The organism is Kitasatospora sp. NPDC058478 (assembly GCF_042720345.1).
In the GTDB taxonomy this organism is placed as follows: domain Bacteria; phylum Actinomycetota; class Actinomycetes; order Streptomycetales; family Streptomycetaceae; genus Kitasatospora.
In genome coordinates this window covers 84,536-105,134 of record NZ_JBHXML010000027.1, presented here as the reverse complement: position 1 = coordinate 105,134, position 20,599 = coordinate 84,536, and the positions used below count along the sequence as shown (strand labels likewise).

At 72.9% G+C, this 20,599-nt stretch carries 17 protein-coding genes; 7 read left to right on the top strand and 10 right to left on the bottom strand.

What is annotated here, in order from left to right; all coding sequences use genetic code 11:
• Positions 1 to 51 precede the first annotated feature (51 nt).
• From ACFWPT_RS17335 to pdxH, 4 genes are all read right to left on the bottom strand, one after another.
• Positions 52 to 876 carry an aminoglycoside N(3)-acetyltransferase gene (locus ACFWPT_RS17335; RefSeq protein ID WP_380482507.1) on the bottom strand — a complete coding sequence of 275 codons (825 nt, stop codon included), beginning with the start codon at positions 874 to 876 and terminating at the stop codon, positions 52 to 54.
• 15 nt (positions 877 to 891) lie between these two features.
• Entirely contained in the window at positions 892 to 3,333 is a 2,442-nt protein-coding gene (locus ACFWPT_RS17330) for an FxsB family cyclophane-forming radical SAM/SPASM peptide maturase (RefSeq protein WP_380482504.1), read from the bottom strand.
• 41 nt (positions 3,334 to 3,374) lie between these two features.
• Positions 3,375 to 3,557, bottom strand: coding sequence for an FxSxx-COOH cyclophane-containing RiPP peptide (gene fxsA, locus ACFWPT_RS17325; RefSeq protein ID WP_063348191.1), 183 nt, complete (start codon positions 3,555 to 3,557; stop codon positions 3,375 to 3,377).
• 495 nt (positions 3,558 to 4,052) lie between these two features.
• Positions 4,053 to 4,685, bottom strand: a complete 633-nt coding sequence (gene pdxH / locus ACFWPT_RS17320) for a pyridoxamine 5'-phosphate oxidase (protein ID WP_063351198.1) — start codon at positions 4,683 to 4,685, stop codon at positions 4,053 to 4,055.
• Between the two features lie 416 nt (positions 4,686 to 5,101).
• On the opposite strand from pdxH, the gene ACFWPT_RS17315 reads away from it, so the two are divergent.
• Together ACFWPT_RS17315 and serC are read left to right on the top strand one after the other, a co-directional pair.
• Positions 5,102 to 6,202 carry a citrate synthase 2 gene (locus ACFWPT_RS17315; RefSeq protein WP_350877533.1) on the top strand — a complete coding sequence of 367 codons (1,101 nt, stop codon included), beginning with the start codon at positions 5,102 to 5,104 and terminating at the stop codon, positions 6,200 to 6,202.
• Between the two features lie 205 nt (positions 6,203 to 6,407).
• On the top strand, positions 6,408 to 7,526 hold the full coding sequence (serC, locus tag ACFWPT_RS17310; protein ID WP_380482501.1) for a phosphoserine transaminase: 1,119 nt from the start codon (positions 6,408 to 6,410) through the stop codon (positions 7,524 to 7,526).
• Positions 7,527 to 7,843: 317 nt separating this feature from the next.
• Here serC and thpR read toward each other — a convergent pair whose 3' ends face one another.
• Positions 7,844 to 8,431, bottom strand: a complete 588-nt coding sequence (gene thpR, locus ACFWPT_RS17305; protein ID WP_363378227.1) for an RNA 2',3'-cyclic phosphodiesterase — start codon at positions 8,429 to 8,431, stop codon at positions 7,844 to 7,846.
• Between the two features lie 45 nt (positions 8,432 to 8,476).
• Here thpR and ACFWPT_RS17300 point away from each other — a divergent pair, with 45 nt between their 5' ends.
• Entirely contained in the window at positions 8,477 to 8,995 is a 519-nt protein-coding gene (locus ACFWPT_RS17300; RefSeq protein ID WP_380482499.1) for a GNAT family N-acetyltransferase, read from the top strand.
• A gap of 81 nt (positions 8,996 to 9,076) precedes the next feature.
• On the opposite strand, the gene ACFWPT_RS17295 is transcribed toward ACFWPT_RS17300, so the two are convergent.
• Together ACFWPT_RS17295 and ACFWPT_RS17290 are read right to left on the bottom strand one after the other, a co-directional pair.
• Positions 9,077 to 10,600 carry an MFS transporter gene (locus ACFWPT_RS17295; RefSeq protein WP_380482497.1) on the bottom strand — a complete coding sequence of 508 codons (1,524 nt, stop codon included), beginning with the start codon at positions 10,598 to 10,600 and terminating at the stop codon, positions 9,077 to 9,079.
• 123 nt (positions 10,601 to 10,723) lie between these two features.
• Complete coding sequence (locus tag ACFWPT_RS17290; RefSeq protein ID WP_063348195.1) at positions 10,724 to 11,158, bottom strand: MarR family winged helix-turn-helix transcriptional regulator; 435 nt, start codon at positions 11,156 to 11,158, stop codon at positions 10,724 to 10,726.
• A 151-nt stretch (positions 11,159 to 11,309) separates the two neighbouring features.
• Here ACFWPT_RS17290 and ACFWPT_RS17285 point away from each other — a divergent pair, with 151 nt between their 5' ends.
• Together ACFWPT_RS17285 and ACFWPT_RS17280 are read left to right on the top strand one after the other, a co-directional pair.
• A complete protein-coding gene (locus ACFWPT_RS17285; protein WP_380374838.1) occupies positions 11,310 to 11,741 on the top strand; it encodes a VOC family protein in 432 nt (143 codons plus the stop codon).
• A 324-nt stretch (positions 11,742 to 12,065) separates the two neighbouring features.
• On the top strand, positions 12,066 to 12,881 hold the full coding sequence (locus ACFWPT_RS17280; RefSeq protein ID WP_063348196.1) for an MHYT domain-containing protein: 816 nt from the start codon (positions 12,066 to 12,068) through the stop codon (positions 12,879 to 12,881).
• A 149-nt stretch (positions 12,882 to 13,030) separates the two neighbouring features.
• Here ACFWPT_RS17280 and ACFWPT_RS17275 read toward each other — a convergent pair whose 3' ends face one another.
• From ACFWPT_RS17275 to ACFWPT_RS17265, 3 genes are all read right to left on the bottom strand, one after another.
• Positions 13,031 to 14,743, bottom strand: a complete 1,713-nt coding sequence (locus ACFWPT_RS17275; protein ID WP_380482494.1) for a hydrogenase maturation protein — start codon at positions 14,741 to 14,743, stop codon at positions 13,031 to 13,033.
• 260 nt (positions 14,744 to 15,003) lie between these two features.
• Complete coding sequence (locus ACFWPT_RS17270; protein ID WP_350877520.1) at positions 15,004 to 15,927, bottom strand: DUF4231 domain-containing protein; 924 nt, start codon at positions 15,925 to 15,927, stop codon at positions 15,004 to 15,006.
• A 199-nt stretch (positions 15,928 to 16,126) separates the two neighbouring features.
• Positions 16,127 to 17,587: an NCS2 family permease gene (locus ACFWPT_RS17265; RefSeq protein ID WP_380482490.1), complete on the bottom strand. Its 1,461-nt coding sequence runs from the start codon at positions 17,585 to 17,587 to the stop codon at positions 16,127 to 16,129.
• Between the two features lie 162 nt (positions 17,588 to 17,749).
• On the opposite strand from ACFWPT_RS17265, the gene ACFWPT_RS17260 reads away from it, so the two are divergent.
• Together ACFWPT_RS17260 and ACFWPT_RS17255 are read left to right on the top strand one after the other, a co-directional pair.
• Positions 17,750 to 18,052 carry a DUF2530 domain-containing protein gene (locus ACFWPT_RS17260; RefSeq protein WP_063348201.1) on the top strand — a complete coding sequence of 101 codons (303 nt, stop codon included), beginning with the start codon at positions 17,750 to 17,752 and terminating at the stop codon, positions 18,050 to 18,052.
• Positions 18,053 to 18,104: 52 nt separating this feature from the next.
• Positions 18,105 to 20,579, top strand: a complete 2,475-nt coding sequence (locus ACFWPT_RS17255; protein WP_380482487.1) for an HAD-IC family P-type ATPase — start codon at positions 18,105 to 18,107, stop codon at positions 20,577 to 20,579.
• Positions 20,580 to 20,599 lie beyond the last annotated feature (20 nt).

Sequence of the window (20,599 nt, the reverse complement as noted above, 5' to 3'; positions counted from 1 at the left end):
CTTCGGCGGGGCCGAAGCGGCGACGGGAGCAACTGAGCTGGGGTGGGGGGCTCAGGGGCGGAGGAGGTGTTCGGCGAGGTCGACGGCTTCGCGGAGGGGGACGAGGCGGCAGTCGGTGGTGCCGAGGTGGGTGGTGGTGATGCCGGTGGCGGCGGCGAGGACGCGGGTGCCGAGGTCGGCGAAGTGGAGGTCGTCGAGCTCGGGGGCCCGGAAGGTGAGCCAGCCGTCGGGGCCGACGCAGCGGTATTCGCGCAGGGGGACGTCGGGCATGCGCTGGTCGGCGAGGTGGAAGGCGGTGAAGCGGGCCATCGGGACGCCGAGCATCAGCACCCGGGCGTCGAGGTCGTAGAGGCGTCCGAGCGGGGACTCGGGGCCGAGGTGGGAGGTGAGGGGGTGGTGGGCGGTGATCTCGCGGGCGTGCCGGCCGAGGGCCGTCCAGGAGGTCTGGGGGTGGCGGCTGCGCAGGGCGCCGGGGCGGGTGCGGATCTCCTCGGAGAGGGCGCCCATGGTCGGCGAGCAGGGGGTGGTCGCCGGGTCGAACCGCGGCATCCGGGCCCGGTAGGCGGCGGTCTCGGCCGGGGTGAGGCCGGCGGTGGCGGTCTGGTGGATGCGCGAGGTGGCGGAGTTCTCGGGGGTGGCGGTGTAGGCGACCAGGGTGCCGCCGGGGCCGAGGACGTGGAGCAGCGCGTCGGCGACGGTGGCGGCGCCGCCGTCCACCGGGCCGAGGGCGCGCAGGGAGGCCTCGACGTGCACCACCATGCCCGGGCGGACGCCGAGTTGGGCGAACCCGGCGGCCAAACCCCCAGCGGTGAGGGCGGTGCCGGTGAGGGCGGTGCCGGCGAGAGCAGTGCCGGTGAGAGCAGTGACGGTGCGCATGGCCGCTCCTCTGGGTCAGACCTCGGCGTGGCGGGCGCGGCCGCGCTCGTGACCACGCTCGTGACGGGCCCGTTCGGCGGCCCGTTCGGCGGCGACGGGCAGCGGTACGGCGAGCCACGGTGCGACGCTCTCACGCATGCCGTCGGCGAAGCGCAAGCCGAGCGCCGTGAGTGCGCCGGATCCGGCCAGCCGGTCGACGGCTTCGGCGGTGTACCGGCGCCAGAGCGCGAACTGGGTGCGCGCCCGGTCGGCGGCCTCGCCCGGCAGCCCGTCGTAGGCGAGCGCGCGGGTGCCCCAGTACTCGGTGACGGCGAGGTGCGCGTAGGTGCCCTGCAGCAGGCCTTCGAGCGGGCGCGGATCGGGCCGCCAGGGCGCGAGGTACAGCTGGTCGTCGGCCGGGTCGTGGAGGTCGAACAGGTCCAGTACGGCGCCGAGTTTGACGTGCTGGAACTCGTGCGCGAGCAGCAGTGCGAGCGTCGGCGCGGTCGCGGGCCGGGCGATGCCGACCGCGCCGTGGGCCTGCCGGGCGGCCGAGCTGACGTCCCGCCCGGTGGGGCCCGGCCGTAGCGGGGTGATGGTGGTGAGGCCGGCCCGGAGGCCTTCCGCGTACGCGGGCAGGTCGTGCCCGAGCAGTTCCCAGGCTTCGCGCAACGCGCCCGTCCAGTCGAGCAGTTCGCCGTCGGAGAGCCGGCCGGCCACGGCGTGGTCGTGGCTGTCGCGCAGCGGGTCGACGTCCTCCAGGGTGACCGTCCACCCTCCGGCCAGCCGGACCCGCCGCAGCGGCTGGTCCAGGGCGGCGGACACCGATCCGTCGGACGCCCGCACGCTGAACCCGTCGGCCAGGCCGGTGACGACCGCCTCGCCGTCCGGGGCGGCGGTCCGACCGAGGGTCGGCAGGTGCAGCCACCCGCCGCGCACCGGCACCGCGACCGCGTCCCCCCGACCGGCGCGGACGGCGGCGGCGGCGGCCAGGGCGGCCAGCGGGCCGAGCCCGACGGTGAGGTCCCCGGCGAGCCGGCGGGCGGCCCAGGCGCGGGCGTACGGGTGGGTGAGGACGGTGTCGACGGCGGCGGGTGCGCTCGCGTCGAGTTCGGACAGCAGCGCCCAGGCCGCCGATCCGGGCTGCCCGGAGGCGTCCCAGGCGGCGGCCAGCATGGCCCGGGTGAGGGCGAGTTGGGCGCGGGACAGGGCCCGTACGGTGTCCTGGTCCCCGTACCCGCGGGCGAGCTGGTCGAGCTGCCGCTCGGTGAGGGCGGCCGGCACCACCGGCTCCCCGGCCTGGACGGGCACGGAAGGACCCGCCGCGGCAACGGAACCGGCAACGGAACCGGCAGCGGACCCGGCGGCGTCGCCGGCGAGTTCGTTGATGAGCTTCATGAGGTCACCGCAGTAGACGGAGGGATTGTCGAAGCCCGTGTCGGCCCGGTACCGGTGGGCGTACAGGCCGCCGCCGCAGCTGCGGACGACCGGGCAGGCCCGGCAGGCGGCGCTCAGCCCGGCCAGCCCCGACTGGCGGGCGGTCATGCCGGGGTGCAGCGCGACCTGGTCGAGGCTGTGCGCGAAGACGTCGTACCCCGTCTCCGGCGCGCCGTCGTAGGCGGTCTTGAGGCTGTCGGCCTGTTCGAAGCTGCCGTCCGTCTCCAGGACGACGAGGTCGGAGGGTTCCAGGCCGAGCGATTCGGTGAGGCTGGAGAGCCCGTGCAACGTTCGGTGGACGGATTCGAAGGTGCGGACGGCGAACGGGCGGCCGTCGGCGTCCCATCTCCGGTACACGGCCAACAGCCAGTCCGCGTACGGCGTTTGAGCACCGTCGGCGGCCGGTTTCGGCCGGTCCTCCCAAGTGGCGTGCGGCAGCAGGAAGTCGACGGCGGGGGGGTCGAGTTCGGCCAGGGCCCGGTAGACGGCGTCCGGGTCGTTCTCGATGTCGACGGTGCAGAGCAGCCCGGCGTAGAGGTGCCGGTACGCGGGCCGGCGCAGCCGCTCGACCGCCCGCAGGACGTGCGGGTGGCTGCTGCGGCCGTCGGCGAAGCGGCGGTGGCGGTCGTTGGCGGCGCGGTCTCCGTCGAGCGAGATGCCGACCCTCATGCCGACTTCGGCGAAGAGTTCGCAGTAGGCGTCGTCCAGTTGGACGCCGTTGGTGTGGATGCGCAGGTCGAGTGCGCAGCCGGGCGGCAGGGCCGCCCGGAGCGCCTTGGCCGCGTGGCGTAACCGGTCCGGGCCGGCGAGCAGGGGTTCTCCCCCGTGCAGGACGACCCGGACGGCGGGCAGCCGGTGTGCGGCCGCGTGGTCGCCGATCCGCTCGGCGATCTTGTTCAGGACTTCGTCACCGATGACCTTGGGGCGTCGACGCCAACTGGTGTCGGCGTGCTCGTACACGTAGCAGTGATCGCAGGCAAGATCACACCGGCTGTGCACTTTCACGACGAATTGGGTGAAAGGCAGCGGAGTTGGCGTCATGGTCGATCGGATTCAGCCGGAGCCGACGGTCAGTCGGCCGATCAGATGGAGGAGTTGAAGGCCGCGACCGGCACCGCACCCGCACCGGTGTCGGGCAGGGCTCGTCGGATCCTGGCAGAGAGTTCCTCGGCGCCGAGCTGGGCGAGGTCGGCCAGCGAAGGCCGGATTTCGCCCTGAGGCTCCGTCAGTTCAGTGCGGGGCATGGTGTCCAGTGCGGGTGTCATGTTCGATTCTCTTCCACGATGGGGGTTAGAGAGAAGCAGGGCCGGGTATATACGTCGGCCTAGTCGACCAGGGTACTGCCAGCACGTGGGCTGCGCCGTGCTCTTGCGCGCCCCTAACAGCCCACTACCCCCTTCACGCAGCGAAGTCTCGCCAAAAGTTCACCCACTCGGCGGTCGCGTGAAGACACCTGACCGGCGCACAGGGGCACGGCTTCGCGCCGTCGAACCCACCCCGGCGGCGCCCCTGCGCCAAAGTACGGCCGCCGCCCCGGCCCGACCCGCTCCCCCGGCGCGGCCGGAGCCCCCTCCCCCGACGCTCGCGCCCCACCCGAACCACCGGTGGGCGAAGGCCAGTTGGCGCGATTCGACAGCGCCCAACACTCTCCCGCCTCCGCACGACGGCGAGCCCGACGGCGGACCCGACGAACCCGACCAGCCCAACGGCGGACCCGCCGACGGACCCGCCGGTATTCGAACGCCTCGCAGACCCGCCCGCTACGGGCAGAGCCGCTCCACCCGCCAGCCGCCCGCTCCGGCCGGATCGGCGAAGTAGCGCAGCCGGTCGTGCAGCCGGTTCTCCCGCCCCTGCCAGAACTCCACGCTCTCCGGGATCACCCGGTACCCGCCCCAGAACGGCGGCACGGGCACGCCCTCGCCCTCCGGGTAGCGGCGCTCCAGTTCGGCGTAGCGCTGTTCGAGGACGTCGCGCCCGCCGACCGGGCTGGACTGCTCGCTGGCCCAGGCGCCGAGCTGCGAGCCGTGCGGCCGGGTGCGGAAGTAGGCGGCGGTCTCGTCCCGGCCGACCTTCTCCACCCTCCCCTGGACGATCACCTGGCGGGCCAGCGCGATCCACGGGAACAGCAGCGCGGCGTGCGGGTTGGCGGCGAGCTCGGAGCCCTTGCGGGAGCCGTAGTTGGTGAAGAAGACGAAGCCGCGCGCGTCGTAGCCCTTGAGCAGGACGGTGCGCGAGCTGGGCCGCCCCTGGGCGTCGGCGGTGGAGAGCACCATCGCGTTGGGCTCGACCACCCCGGCGTCGTCCGCCTCGTGGAACCAGCGGGTGAACTGGGCGATCGGCTCGGGCGCGAGCTGTTCCTCGACCAGGCCCTCGTGGGTGTAGTGCTTGCGCATCACGGTGAGGTCCGGTCCGGGCCGGGCATCGTCGGCCAGGATCCGGGTGGCGGGGCTCAGGGGCGTCGACTGGGCGCGTTCCGGGGTCTGCACGTCAACATCATCCCGTACGACAAGCAACCGGCACCGCTACCTCCGGACAAACCCCGGTGGGAGATAAGGTGTCCCGCCACCGCTCGACCGCCCCCCGTAAGGTGAATTGTCCCGAACCAGGCGTTTGGTTCCGGAGATTCCCGGGCACGACCGACCCTCGGCGGAAAAGTCAAGCGGGCCCAAGCGCAACATCACCATGGTGGTGTATGGCGCAATGCACCCGGTGCCTGTCACTCTGGCACCGAGTGCCAACCACCATTCGGTCACTGGCGCGCCGCCCCACCACGGCGCAGCGCCGATCGCAGAACTGAAGGAGCCGTCGTATGTCCGACTTCGTACCCGGGCTTGAGGGAGTCGTCGCGTTCGAGAGCGAGATCGCCGAACCCGACCGTGAAGGCGGCGCGCTGCGGTACCGCGGTGTCGACATCGACGACCTGGTGGGCCACGTCTCCTTCGGCCACGTCTGGGGCCTGCTGGTGGACGGCAAGTTCAACCCCGGCCTGCCGGCCGCCGAGCCGTTCCCGATCCCGGTGCACTCCGGTGACATCCGGGTCGACGTGCAGTCCGCGCTCGCCATGCTCGCCCCGGTCTGGGGCCTCAAGCCGCTGCTCGACATCTCCGCCGAGCAGGCCCGCGACGACCTCGCCCGCGCCGCCGTGATGGCGCTGTCCTACGTGGCCCAGTCGGCCCGCGGCCAGGGCCTGCCGATGGTCCCGCAGAGCGAGATCGACAAGGCCGAGACGGTCGTCGAGCGGTTCATGATCCGCTGGCGCGGCGAGCCGGACCCGAAGCACGTCAAGGCCATCGACGCCTACTGGACCTCCGCCGCCGAGCACGGCATGAACGCCTCCACCTTCACCGCCCGCGTCATCGCCTCCACCGGCGCCGACGTGGCGGCCGCGCTCTCCGGCGCGGTCGGCGCGATGTCCGGCCCGCTGCACGGCGGTGCGCCCTCCCGCGTGCTCGGCATGATCGAGGAGATCGAGCGCACCGGCGACGCCACCACCTGGGTCAAGAACGCGCTGGACCGCGGCGAGCGCCTGATGGGCTTCGGCCACCGCGTCTACCGCGCCGAGGACCCGCGCGCCCGCGTGCTGCGCCGCACCGCCAAGGAGCTCGGCGCGCCGCGCTTCGAGGTCGCCGAGGCGCTGGAGAAGGCCGCGCTGGAGGAGCTGCACAACCGCCGCCCCGACCGCGTGCTGGCCACCAACGTCGAGTTCTGGGCCGCGATCATGCTGGACTTCGCCGAGGTGCCGGCGCACATGTTCACCTCGATGTTCACCTGTGCGCGCACCGCGGGCTGGTCGGCGCACATCCTGGAGCAGAAGCGCACCGGCCGGCTCGTGCGCCCCGCCGCGCGCTACATCGGCCCCGGCCCGCGCCGCCCCGAGGAGATCGAGGGCTGGGACGCCATCGGCCACTGAGCCCACCGAGCGCCCGCCGAACGCCCCCGGGCGCCCCGGGCGCTCCGCGTCCGCACCACCCCCGAGCAGCGGGTCCGACCTCCGTCGGGCCCGCTGTTTCCGCAGTTCGGGCCCGCTGTTTCCGCAGCTGGGAGCCGTGAAGATCACAGTCTCAGCGTGCGGACGACCGTACCCCGGGCGGCGCCCCGGCCGGTAGGCTGCGCGCGTGGCTCAGATCCAGATCCCCGCTGACATCAAGCCCGCAGACGGCCGTTTCGGCTGCGGACCGTCCAAGGTGCGCCCCGAGGCCCTGAGTGCCCTCGCCGCCACCCAGACCTCCCTGCTCGGCACCTCGCATCGCCAGGCCCCGGTCAAGAACCTGGTCAAGCGCGTACGCGAGGGCGTGAGCAGCCTCTTCTCGCTCCCCGAGGGCTACCAGGTCGTCCTCGGCAACGGCGGCTCCACCGCCTTCTGGGACATCGCCGCGTTCGGCCTGGTGCGGGAGAAGTCCCAGCACCTGGACTTCGGCGAGTTCTCCTCCAAGTTCGCCTCCTCGGTCAAGGCCGCGCCGTGGCTCGCCGAGCCGAGCGTCATCAAGACCGCCCCGGGCACCCACCCGCTGCCGGTCGCCGAGGCCGGCGTCGACGTCTACGGGCTCACCCACAACGAGACCTCGACCGGCGTCGCGATGCCGATCAAGCGCCCGGTGGGCGCGGACGAGGGCTCGCTGGTCCTGGTGGACGCCACCTCGGGCGCCGGCGGCCTGCCGGTGGACATCACCGAGACCGACGTCTACTACTTCGCCCCGCAGAAGTCCTTCGCCTCCGAGGGCGGCCTGTGGCTGGCCGCGTTCTCCCCGGCCGCCCTGGAGCGCGCCGCCGAGATCGCCGGCTCCGGCCGGTACATCCCGCCGTTCTTCGACCTGCCGACGGCCATCGACAACTCGTCGAAGGACCAGACGTACAACACCCCGGCGATCTCCACCCTGTTCCTGCTGGCCGACCAGCTGGAATGGCTGAACGGCAACGGCGGGCTCGACTGGGCCGTCGCCCGTACGGCTGATTCCTCGTCCCGGCTGTACGCGTGGGCCGAGAAGTCCTCCTACGCCAGCCCGTTCGTGGCGAACCCGGCCGAGCGCTCCCAGGTGGTCGGCACCATCGACTTCGACGAGTCGGTGGACGCCGCCGCCGTCGCCAAGGCACTGCGTGCCAACGGCATCGTGGACACCGAGCCGTACCGCAAGCTGGGCCGCAACCAGCTGCGCGTCGCGATGTTCCCGGCGATCGGCCCGGCGGACGTCGAGGCGCTCACCCACTGCATCGACTACGTGGTCGAGCAGCTCTGAGCGATCCCGTGCACGGCTGAGGGCCACCGCCTCCGGGCGGTGGCCCTCAGCCGTTGCGGCGGGGCCGACCAGCCGGGCCGGGTAGGCGGGCCCGCCGGCCGGGCCTACCCGCCGACCATCGAGCTGATCAGCACGACGACCAGCAGCAGCACCAGGGTGCCGGTCACGATACGCATACGAGTCTTGGGATCCACGGTCAACGAGCGTACCTCCGGCCCACCCGCCGACGGACCGGAGCCCCGGGCCCAACGGCCACCCCGGGCCCGAACCGCCGCCCCAGGCCCGAACCGCCACCCCGGGCCCGACCGCGCCCCGGCTCAGCTCCAGTCGGCGAGCGGCCAGGCACGCAGCGACGAGTAGTGGGCGAAGCCGCCGTCCAGGTCGCTCTGCATCAGGTGCAGCTCGGCGGCCTCCCACTCGGGCCCCCGGTAGTCGGCCAGCGCGGCCGCCAGGGTGTCCAGCTCCGCCGCCGCGAGCCGCTGGACGGCCCGCCGGTGGCCGCGCGAGGAGCCGGCCCGGGCGAGCGTGAGGTGCGGGTGGAAGGCGAAGGCGTCGACCTCCCCGGTCACCGCGGCGGTGGCCTCGGACACGGCCTCGGCGAGCCGGCGCAGCGCCCAGGTCTGCCCCTCCACCCCGACCCAGAGCACCCGGTCGCCGAACCGGCCGGCGCCGGACAGCCGCAGCCGGTGCACCGGGTGCACCTCGGCGACGGCGGCCAGGCCCGCCTCCAGCTCCGGCAGTTCCTCGGCCGGCACCTCGCCGAGGAAGGCCAGGGTCAGGTGCCAGCCCTCGACGGTGGTCCAGCGCAGCCGGTCCGCCCCGGGCAGCCCGCGCACCGGCGCCACCGCGTCCGACAGCCCCTGCAGCACGTTGACCGGCGGCAGCACCGCCACGAAGAGCCTCATGGAGACATCTTCCCGCGCAAGGCGGTTTGGGCTAGAACGTTTCCTATGAAGATCCGCACCGGGGGACCGGACGACATTCCCGACATCCTCGCCCTGCTCGACGGCGCCGTGGGCTGGCTGGCCGGCCAGGGCCGCACCGGCCAGTGGGGCGACCAGCCCTTCAGCACCATCCCGGCCCGGGTCGAGCAGGTCGCCGAGTACGCCACCGAACCGTTCCTGATCCGCCTCGCCGAGGACGACGAGGGCCGCACCATCGGCTGCTGCGTGCTGTCCGAACAGCGGGGCAAGTACATCCCCGCAGTGGACGAGCCCGAGCTGTTCGTCCGCATCCTGGTCACCGACCGCAGCCGCAAGGGCTCGGGGATCGGCACCGCGCTGATCGCCGACGCGGTCGAGGAGACCCGCCGGCGCGACCTCGGCCTGCTGCGGGTGGACTGCTACGCGGGCGCCGACCGCAGGCTGGTCGGCCAGTACCAGGCGCTCGGGTTCACCGAGACCGAGTCCTTCGAGGTCGAGCAGCCGAACGGCATCTGGCCCGGCCAGGTCCTCGCGATCCGGCCCTGACCCTTCGGCCCTGCGCCGAAGGACCCCCGACCCTGCACCGAAGCCCCGGGGCGGACCACCACCCCGGGGCATGACACCTCGTCAGCAGGCGGGCGCCAGCTCCGACTTGGTGGCAGTGGCGGTCCGCGGCACGAAGGCCACCACCCGGCCGCCACGGCCGGGGTGCAGGTCGAACCGCACCCGCAGGTCCGCGCTGCGGGCCAGCACCAGGCCCACCACACCGGCCGCCAGCGCGGACACCAGTCCGCAGGCCAGCAGGCCGAGCCGGGGCCCGTACGAGGCGGTCACCCAGCCGACGATCGGGGCGCCGATCGGCGTGCCGCCGGTGAAGACCAGCACCAGCAGGCCCATCACGCGACCGCGCATCGCGGGGTCGGTGGCCAGCTGCAGCATGGAGTTGACGGAGGTGTTGAAGCTGAGTCCGAACACCCCGATCAGCGTCAGCAGCACCGCGAAGGTCCAGTAGTCGGGTGCGAACGCGGCCACCACCTCCAGCGAGCCGAAGGCCAGCGCCGCCACCACCAGCCGGCGCAGCCTGGGCACGCCCCGGCGGGCCGCGAGCAGCGCGCCGGCCAGCGAGCCGACCGCCATCGCGGTGTTCAGCAGGCCGTACTGCCCGGCGCCGACCTTGAAGGTGTCGTAGGCGAAGCCGGAGAGCAGCGTCGGGAAGTTGAAGCCGAAGGTGCCGATGAACCCGGCCAGGACCATCGGCCAGAGCAGCTCGGGCCGCTCCTTGACGTAGCGCAGGCCCTCCCGCAGCTGGCCCTTCTCGCGGGCGATCGGCTCGGTCGGGCGCAGTTCGCTCTCCCGCATGGCGAGCAGCCCGCCGATCACGGCGGCGAAGGACAGCGCGTTGACGGCGAACGCCCAGCCGCTGCCGACCACGGCGATCAGCAGGCCCGCGACGGCGGGGCCGACCAGCCGGGCGGTCTGGAAGTTGGCGGCGTTCAGGCTGACCGCGTTGGCGAGGTCCTTGGGCCCGACCATCTCGGACACGAAGGCCTGCCGGGTCGGGTTGTCGACCACGGTGACCAGGCCGAGCAGCAGCGCGAAGGCGTACACGTAGTACGGCGTCACGACGCCGCCGATGGTCAGGACGGCCAGACCGGCGGCCAGCAGGCCCATGGCGCCCTGGGTGTAGATCAGCAGCCGGCGCTTGGGCATCCGGTCGGCGAGCACGCCGCCGAACAGGCCGAGCAGCAGCATCGGCAGGAACTGCATGGCGGTGGTGATGCCGACCGCGAGGGGGCTGCCGGTGAGACTGAGGACCAGCCAGTCCTGGGCGATCCGCTGCATCCAGGTGCCGGTGTTGGACACCACCTGGCCGGCGAAGTAGTAGCGGTAGTTGCGAACGCGCAGGGAGGAGAACATCCCCCCGGGCCTCGTGAAGCGGGCACCTGTGGGAGACGTGGACGCGTGGGTGCGTCCGGGAGCGGCGGGGTCGTCCGCCGCGGTGCGTTCGTCGGGGTCGTCGTCGCCGCTGCCGGGCAGCCCCGTGGGGGCGGGCGCCTGGAGGTCGGCGGCCGCGGCGCCTGCCGCGGCGGGGTCGGTGGTCTGGTCGTCGGTGCGGATGGCGGCGGCGCTGGCTGCGGCCGGCGGTGTCACGGTGGTCTCCCCTCGCGGCGCGACGGCCCGAACTGCGGCCGTCGCGCTCCTGGTTTCTGTGGTCGGTCCTGCGGTGATGCGGTACTCCTTCTTCTCCCGGCCGGCGGGCCGGGGTCGGCGTGCCTAGAGGTGTGCGAGCTTGTAGAGCACGGGCGCGGCCTCCCGGAGGACGGCCCACTCCTCCTCGTCGAGCCCCTCGGCGAGCTCGGCGAGCCAGACGTTGCGGCGCCGGCGGCTCTCGGCGAGGATCGCCTCGGCCTGCTCGGTGCTGCTGACGACCACCTGGCGGCGGTCCTCGGGGTGCGGCTCGCGCCGCACCAGCCCCTTCTCCTCCAGCATCGCGACGATCCTGGTCATGGAGGGCGGCTGCACGTGCTCCTTCCGGGCGAGCTCACCCGGTGTCGCCTTTCCGCATCTGGCGAGGGTGCCGAGCACCCCCATCTCGGTGGGGCTCAGCGACTCCTCGACCCGCTGGTGTTTGAGTCGACGGGAGAGGCGCATCGTGGACGATCGCAGCTGATTGATCGCTGCGAGGTCCTGCTCGGACATCTCGGGCATGTTCTTTAGCTTACGTCATTACTCTCGCTAAGGAAAATGCGTTCCCATTCCACCCCGCCGGCCCCGTCCGTTCACCGCGCGCCGGAAGATCGACCCGGTGCGATGCTGGTGCTGGGTCTCGAATGATCTCGACTGGAAGGGCCGACCAGACATGTCCGACCTCGCCGCCGACCCCGCCTCCGGGCTCACTGCCGGCCTCGCCGCCGCGCCGGGCGACACCGGCTTCGCCCGCCTCGCCATGGTCACCATCGACTGCGCCGACCCGATCGCGCTGGCCGGGTTCTACGGCGAGCTGCTGGGCTGGGAGAGCCGCCACCTGGACGAGCAGTTCGCGATCCTGGACAACCCGGAGGGCGGCAGCCCGCTGGGCTTCGGCCGGGTCTCGGGCTACCGGCCGGAGCCGTGGACGGAGCCGGACGGCGGCAAGCACTTCCACCTGGACTTCTACGTGGACGACCTGGACGAGGCCATCGCGAAGGCGCTCGCACTCGGCGCGACCGAGCCGACGTACCAGCACGGCCGGACGCTCAAGGTGCTGATCGACCCGGCCGGCCACCCGTTCGGGCTAGCCCCGCTGGAGTGACGAACGCGGAGTGACGAGCCCTGGGTGACGAACCCGGAGTAACGGACGAACCGCCCGGCGGCCGTGCGCAGGCGGTGTCAGGAGTTGGTGCCAAGATCATGCAGGCCGCGTAAAGGTCCATCCTGACCAGGGACTTCACGAAAAGCGCGAACCTTGTGCGACCGTCCGGTAGTGGCTACTGTCCCCCGTTGTCAGGGGCACCACACGCCAGGTCTCCCCTTCGGCGGCGCCGTTCCCGCGCCCGTTGCCGCGTTCCTTCCCGACCATCCGTGTCCGCCCGAGGCCTGGCGCCCTTCCTCCCCCGCATCCGTCCTGGGAGCTCTCTTGGGTGAGATCCATCATGCCGACCACGGCTGGGTGACACCGGCGGTCTCGTACTTCGTCGCCTGCCTCGGCGCCTTCGTCGCCCTGCGCAGCGCCCGCTGGGCACTCGTCTCGCAGGGCCGGACCAGGGTGGTCTGGCTGCTCTTCGCCTCGACCTCGCTCGGCGCCGGGATCTGGTCCATGCACTTCATCGCGATGCTCGGCTTCTCCGTCACCGGGGTCGAGATCAGCTACCGGCCCGGGCTGACCGTGCTCAGCCTTCTGGTCGCCATCGCCGTCGTCGGCATCGGCCTGTTCACCGTCGGGTACAGCCGCCGCCCCGTCCTGTCCCTGCTGGCCGGCGGGCTGACCACCGGCCTCGGGGTCGCGGCGATGCACTACCTCGGGATGGCCGCGATGGTCCTGCCCGGCCACCTCGACTACGACCGGCTCACGGTCTGGCTGTCCGTCGCCATCGCCGTGTTCGCTGCCACCGCCGCGCTCTGGGCCACCCTGAACATCCGCGGCACGCTCGCCGTCCTGGCGGCCGCGCCGGTCATGGGCGTGGCGGTGTGCGCGATGCACTACACCGGCATGGCGGCGCTCTCGGTGCGGCTCGACTACTCGCACTCCACCCAGGGCGGCGTGATGGCGCTGCAGTTCATCTTCCCGCTCGGGGTCGGGCTCGGCTGCTACGTCTTCTTCGGCTCGCTGGCCTTCGCGGTCTCGCCGAGCCGCAGCACCACGCAGCCGCTCCTGCTCGGCCCGGCAGCCCCGCTGGTCCCACTGGTCCCGCGCCAGCGGCGGCAGCGGGACGAGGCCGGCACCAGGCGCTGAGCCGGGCGGGCCCCAAGGCCCCAAAGCCGCGAAGCCCCTGAAGCCCCCGAAGCCCCCCGTCTCCCAGTCCCCCCAAGCCCCGAGGGCGTCCGACCGGGTCCCCCACCCCGGCCGGACGCCCTCGGCTCACTCCGGCCGACGCCGCCCGCTCACTCCGGCCGCCCCAGCAGCCCGGTCAGGTGCGCGGGCGTGGCCACCGGGCAGACCTTGTGCACGAAGTCCCGCCGCAGCACGTGGTACGGCTCGCCCGCCCGGTAGAAGTTGGCGTGCATCCGCCGCAGTTCCTCCGCCCGGTACTCGGCCAGCGGCTTCGCCTCCTCGTCGACGGACCGGCGGCGCTTCTTGTCGACCAGCCGCCCGGTGAGTTCGGGCGAGGCGCCGAGCGCGGCGGCCTCCCGGACCACCCAGCGCCGGAAGGCGGCCGCGTCCCCGCCGCAGGTGCGGTCCACCAGGCCGATCCGGCGGGCGTGTTCGGCGCCGACCGGCAGCGCCCCGGTGGTCAGCCGCGCGGCCTGCTCGTCGCCGACCCGGCGCGGCAGGGTGTACGTCCAGTACTCGGAGCCGTAGAGGCCCATCAGCCGGTAGTGCGGGTTGAGCACCGCCGACTCCCGGCACCACACCTCGTCGGCGGCGAGGGCCGCCATCAGGCCGCCGGCCGCCGCGTTCCCGGCCAGGGCGGCGACGGTGAGCTTGTCGGTCGTGGTGAGGACCGCGTGGACCAGGTCGTCCATCGCGTTGATGTTCTCCCAGGACTCCAACGCCGGGAAGGTCGCGCCCTCGATGACGTTGAGGTGGATCCCGTTGGAGTAGAAGTCCCGGGGCGCCCCGAGCACCAGCACCGAGGTGGGCCGGTCGGCGGCCTCGCGGTAGGCGGCGAGCAGCCGGCGGCACTGCCCGGTGCTCATCGCCCCGCCCGCGTAGGCGAATTCGAGGTAGCCGACGTCGCCCTCCTCGCGGTAGCGCAGCTCCGACCAGGTCTCCCGGCGGGCCGCCGAGGTCGGCGTCACCGGGACTTCGCGGACCCGGTGCAGCAGGCCGGCGAGCACCGTCGCGGCCGGCTGCTTGAAGGTGGCGGGCCCGCCCGGGGTGCGGCGCGGGCGCAGCTGGGGGATCCAGACCGCGCCGTCCACGGTGGCGCGGCAGATCGCGCCGTCGCGGGTGGCGAGCACGGCGCCGGGCACCGGGCCGCGCAGCTCGTCCTCGGGGTGGCCGCCGTGCAGGAAGTACTCGCGTCCGAACAGCTCGTCGAGCACGCCGGGTTGGGAGTCGGCGGCGCGGAGCTTGCGCAGCACGGTGGCGGTTTCGTCGGCGGCCCAGTCGATCCGGCGCGCGTCCTGCCGCAGGAGGGGCCGCAGCCTGCCGTGGACGTCAGGGCGGTCGTAGTCGAGCGGTTCGGGGGTGAACAGCCCGCCCTCGAAGCGCTGGACGGCGAGCAGGACGGCCTCGACGGCGGCGTCGGCGACCTCGCCCCGGTACAGCTCGCTCTTGCCGCAGTCGGTGACGGGGAACTCGACGGACGCCCAGATGTCGCCGGCGTCCATCTCCTCGACGGCCTGGAGGACGGTCACGCCCCAGCGGTCCGCCCCCTCGGTGATCGCCCAGTCGAGCGAGGAGGGGCCGCGGTCGCCCTGGGGCCCGGGGTGCACGATCAGGACGGTCCGGGTGGACCAGATGTCCTGCGGGACGGCCTTGGTGAGCATCGGACAGATGATCAGTTCGGGGTCGGTAAGGTCCACCGCCGTCCTCATCGCCTCGTCGCCGAGGGCGAGTTGGACGGCGACCCGGTGGCCGCGCCCGCGCAGCTCGGTGTGGACGCGCTGGGTCAGGCTGTTGAACGCGCTGGCGATCAGGAGAATGCGCAAGAGGGCCTCCGGACAGGGACTGGGGTCGCGCGCAGGCGATGAAACCAGGGCATGGACACGTAATGATTACGTTCTACGCCTTCCCGCCCGACCCTCACGCACTCCGCACACCTGTGCGCCCGGCGTGGCGTCCGCTTCGCCGGATCTCCCCAGCCCCTCCCCGGAGTTGACGGCAGCGACCGCCCGCCGACATCGGCAGGCCCGGCCGCTCCCCGACATTGACGGCCCCGGCCGCTCCCCGGCGTCGACGGCCCCGGCCGCTACCTCGGAAACGCCCGGCGGGCCCGCCAGGTGGTGTGCTCGCGGGACACCGCGTCCTCCGCCTCGGCGGCCATCCGGGCCCAGCGCGCCTCGGCGTCCGGCGTCTTGAGGTCGAGGTCGGAGAGCTGGTTGCCGACGTTCTCCAGTTCGCGCGCGGCCAGCTGGTAGGCGGCGGCCAGCGGGCGCAGCTGCTTGAGCTGGGTCCAGGCGATGACGGCGGCGGCCGCGGCCGAGCTGGCGCCGAAGACGTGCACCTGGAGGGCGCCGGTGGCCTGGGCGACGGCCGCCGCCGCGCCGATGATGATCAGCGCCGCGATGCCGAGCCCCCAGGACACCGCCTGCGTCTCGCACGCCTCGGCCCGGGCGCGGTACCAGGTGCGCTGGCCCTCGACCCGGGTGCGCAGGTAGAGCATGCGGCGGGCGGTCAGGCTGCCGGCCCGCATCCGCCGCATCTCCGGGGTGATCTCGGGGACGGTGCCGGGCGGCACGATCTCCGGGTCCTCGAAGGCCCGCAGCACGTCCTCGACCTGGAGCAGGTAGCCGCGGTCCACGTCCGCGGACTCCGCCTCGCCGTCGAACGGCCGGGCCCGGACGGTGTACTTCCAGGCCAGCGTCTTGACCGACTCGGCCGCCGCCCTGGCCTCGTACCAGCGCCCCTGCGGGTTGCTGCGGCGCAGCCGGGACCAGAAGTAGCCGGCGATCAGGAAGGCGCCCACCGAGTACAGCGGCACGCTGTCGAAGGAGCCACGGTCCTTCGGCCCGGGGAACGAGCCGATCACGGCGGCGATCACCAGCATGGCGATCAGTCCGCGGTACCAGCGCAGCGTCTCGCGCTGGCCGTCCAGCGAGGCCTTGTCCGCCGTCCAGAACAGCTCCGGCAGCAGCTTCGCCTCGTCTCCCCCGGGCGGATCCTGTTGCACCATCGGTCGAGCCCCCTCCCCGTGTCCGTCCAGGCAGTATTCCCTCCGTCAACTTCGCTACACAGGCCCCTTTTTGACATTTTCCCGGGCGGCGTTCGACCGGCCCCGCAGGCAACGGGCTCCGCGGGCACCGGGCAACGACGGCGGCCCCGCCCTTTCCCCGGAAGGGAGAGGACGGGGCCGCCGGTGGAGCGGTACGGCGTCAGAGCAGGCCGAGGGCCGGCATCAGGTAGTAGAAGGCGAAGACGCCCGCCACCAGGTACAGCGGGACGGGCACGCTGCGCCCGCGCCCGGCGGCCAGGCGCAGGACGCAGAAGGCGATGAAACCGAAGCCGATGCCGTTGGTGATGCTGTAGGTGAACGGCATCATCACGATCGTCAGGAAGGCCGGGATCGCGATGGTGTGGTCCGACCAGTCGATCTCCTTGATCGAGCCCGCCAGGATCAGGAAGCCGACGGTGACCAGGGCCGGGGTCGCGGCCTGGGCCGGGACCATGGTGGCGAGCGGCGTGAGGAAGAGCGCGACCACGAAGAGCAGGCCGGTGACGATCGAGGCGAAGCCGGTCCGGGCGCCCTCGCCGACACCGGCGGTGGACTCGACGAAGCAGGTGTTCGCGGAGGCGGAGGTGGCGCCGCCGGCCGCGGTGGCGATGCCGTCGACCATCAGGATCTTGTTGATGCCGGGCAGGTCGCCGTTCTCGTCGAGCAGGTGGGCCTCGTCGGCGACGCCGAGGATGGTGCCCATCGCGTCGAAGAAGCAGGACATCAGCACGGTGAAGACGAACAGCACGCCGGTCAGCACGCCGACCTTCTCGAAGCCGCCGAACAGGCTGACCTTGCCGACCAGGCCGAAGTCCGGGGCGGCGACCGGGTTGCCCGGCCAGGCCGGGACGGTCAGGCCCCACTTGAGCGCCGGGACGTCGACGAGCTTGTCGATCACCACGGCGAGCGCGGTGCTGACCACGATGCTGATCAGGATGGCGCCGGGCACCTTGCGGATCAGCAGGACGAGGGTGAGCAGCAGGCCGAACACGAAGATCAGCACCGGCCAGCCGAGCAGGTGCCCGCTGCCGCCGAGCTGCAGCGGGACGGTGGTGTGCGCGGCGTCCGGCATGCGGCTGACGAAGCCGGAGTCGACCAGGCCGACGAGGGCGATGAACAGGCCGATACCGATCGCGATGGCCTTGCGCAGCCCGAGCGGCACGGCGTTCATGACCCGCTCGCGCAGGCCGGTGGCGACCAGCAGCATGATCGCGAAGCCGGCCAGCACGACCATGCCCATGGCGTCCGGCCAGGTCATCTTGGGGGCGAGCTGGAGCGCCACGATGGTGTTGACGCCGAGGCCGGCGGCCAGGCCGATCGGGACGTTGCCGATCACGCCCATCAGCAGGGTGGTGAGACCTGCGGTGAGGGCGGTGGCGGTGACCAGCTGGGCGCTGTCCAGGTGGGCCCCGGTCATGTCCGTGGCGCTGCCCAGGATGATCGGGTTGAGCACCAGGATGTACGCCATGGTGAAGAAGGTGGCGACGCCGCCGCGGATCTCGCGCGGCAGGGTGGAGCCGCGCTCGCTGATCCGGAAGTAGCGGTCCAGGGCGCCGGCGGGGGGCTCGGGGGCGCTGGAGGCGGGTTCGGGCGACTCGGTGGTCGGCTGGACCACAGGCATGCGTGCGTCCTCTGTGGGGGAGCTGAGGAGGGGGGACGCCCGGGGCGACGGTGGCCGGGCGGGGAACTTTCAGTATGGTTTCCCGATCGCACACGCGCTATCTTCGCGCGTAGAAACCAGAGGGCCCCTGCGGGTCTGCCGCCGCACCGTACGCTAGGCCCCATGCCCAAGACGCCGCTGCACCCCTCGCCCCCTCCGCTGGAGGCCAACGACGTCGCCATCGTCGGCGGCGGCACGGTGCTGTGGTTCGTCGCCTTCCTGGCGCTGCTCCCCTTCCAGGGCACCCTCTCCGACCACGGCCACGGCACCTGGCCGTGGATCTGTCTCTCCGGCGGCCTGCTCGGCCTGATCGGCCTCTGGTACTGCCGCGCCCGACGGGACGCCATCGCCCGCGACCGCGCCGCCGAGGCCGCGAACCGGGCGGCCGGAGACGACGGCCAGGACCCGGCCACCCAGTCGGACTGAATAGTCCTTTAGTAGCACGCACCGGACATAAGGCACCCGTAGAGTCGGTGCCATGACGCAGCCTGCCCACCCCGCGGAAGAGCCGCCCGGCGACGCCGACCGCCCCGACGGTGCGCACCCCCTCGGGCTGCTGCCCGGCCGACGCGGCGGGCTGACCTCCACCGAGGTGGCCGAACGCGTCGCGCGCGGACAGGTCAACGACGTCCCCGTACGGTCCAGCCGCTCCGCCAAGGAGATCGTCCGGGCCAACGTCTTCACCCGCTTCAACGCGATCATCGGCGTGATGTTCGGGATCATCCTGATCGTCGGCCCGCTCCAGGACGGCCTGTTCGGCCTGGTCATCGTCGCCAACACGGCGATCGGCATCATCCAGGAGCTGCGCGCCAAGAAGACCCTGGACAGCCTGGCCCTGATCGGCGAGGCCCGCCCCGAGGTCCGCCGGGACGGCACCGTCGAGCAGATCGCCGTCGCCGAGATCGTGCTCGACGACACGGTGCTGCTCGGCATCGGCGACAAGGTGATCGTCGACGGCGAGGTCACCGAGGCGGACGGCCTGGAGATCGACGAGTCGCTGCTCACCGGCGAGCCCGACCCCGTCCTCAAGCAGCCCGGCGACCAGGTCATGTCCGGCAGCTTCGTGGTGGCCGGCGCGGGCGCGTTCACCGCCACCAGGGTCGGCCGCGAGGCGTACGCTGCGCAGCTCGCCGAGGAGGCCAGCCGGTTCACCCTGGTGAAGTCGGAGCTGCGCAGCGGCATCAACAGCATCCTGCGCTTCATCACCTACCTGCTGATCCCCACCGCCATCGGCCTGATCATCAGCCAGCTGGCCGTCGAGGGCCGCGACTGGCGCGAGGCCGTGCGCCGGATGGTGGCCGGGATCGTACCGATGGTCCCCGAGGGGCTGGTCCTGCTGACCTCGGTCGCCTTCGCGATCGGCGTGATCCGGCTGGGCCGCAAGCAGTGCCTGGTCCAGGAGCTCCCGGCGATCGAGGGCCTGGCCCGGGTCGACACCGTCTGCCTGGACAAGACCGGCACCCTCACCGAGGGCGGCATGGACGTCGTCGACCTGCGGGTCCTGTCCGACGGCGAGCCCGGCGCCCCCGACCCGGACACCATCAAGCACGCGCTCGGCGTGATGGCCGGCGCCGACGCCCGCCCCAACCCCTCCATGCAGGCGGTCATCGACGCCTACGGGCGCGGCGACGGCGGCACCCCGGGGGCCGGCGGCGCCCCGGCCGCCGACGGCTGGCGGGTGATCGAGGCGATGCCGTTCTCCTCCGCCCGCAAGTGGAGCGGCGTGCAGCTGCTGGAGCCGCAGGGCGGCGAGGCCAGCTGGCTGCTCGGCGCCCCCGACGTGCTGCTGCCCGCCGGGCACCCGGCGCTCACCGAGGTCGACGAGCTGGGCGCCAAGGGCCTGCGGGTGCTGCTGCTCGGCCGCACCCCCACCCCGCTGGACTCCCCCGACCCGGCCGCCGGGCTCGCCCCGCTCGCCCTGGTGGTGCTCCAGCAGCGGCTGCGCCACGACGCCGCCGCCACCCTGCGCTACTTCGAGGGCCAGCAGGTGCAGGCCAAGGTCATCTCCGGCGACGCCGCGGTCTCGGTCGGCGCGGTCGCCAGCCATCTCGGCCTGCCCGGCGCCGACCACCCGCTGGACGCCCGGACGCTGCCCGCCGAACCGGACGCCCTCGCCGACACCGCCGAACGGACCACCGTCTTCGGCCGGGTCACCCCGCAGCAGAAGCGCCAGCTGGTCGCCGCCCTGCAGTCCCGCGGACACACCGTGGCGATGACCGGAGACGGCGTCAACGACGTGCTCGCGCTCAAGGACGCCGACATCGGCGTGGCGATGGGCACCGGCAGCGACGCCACCAAGGCGGTCGCCCAGATCGTGCTGCTCAACGACTCCTTCGCCACCCTGCCCTCGGTGGTCGCCGAGGGCCGCCGGGTGATCGGCAACATCGAGCGGGTCGCGGGCCTGTTCCTGGTGAAGACGGTCTACTCGGTCCTGCTGGCCCTGCTGGTGATCTTCACCCACTCGCCGTACCCGTTCCTGCCCCGGCACTCCACCGTGCTCTCCACCCTCACCATCGGCATCCCGGCCTTCTTCCTCGCCCTCGCCCCCAACAACGAGCGGGCCCGCACCGGCTTCGTGAAGCGCGTCCTGCGGCTCGCCGTGCCCGGCGGCGTCATCGCCGGCACCGGCACCTTCGTCGCCTACGCGCTGGCCCGCTCCGACCACGCGACCGACCTCAAGGCCGACACCAGCGTGGCCACCCTGACGCTCTTCCTGATCGCCATCTGGGTGCTCGCCATCGTCGCCCGCCCCTACAACTGGTGGCGCCTGCTGCTGATCGGCACCATGGGCGGCGCCTTCGCCCTGGTCCTGCTGGTGCCCTGGCTGGCGGAGTTCTTCCAGCTCTCGCTGGTGGGCACCCGCGACCCCCTGGTCGGCGTCGGCATCGCGGTGGTCTGCGGCCTGGCCCTGGAGATCGCCTGGCGCTTCATGAAGCGCCGCGGGATGGAGTGAGGCCCTGGCACCCCCGGCCC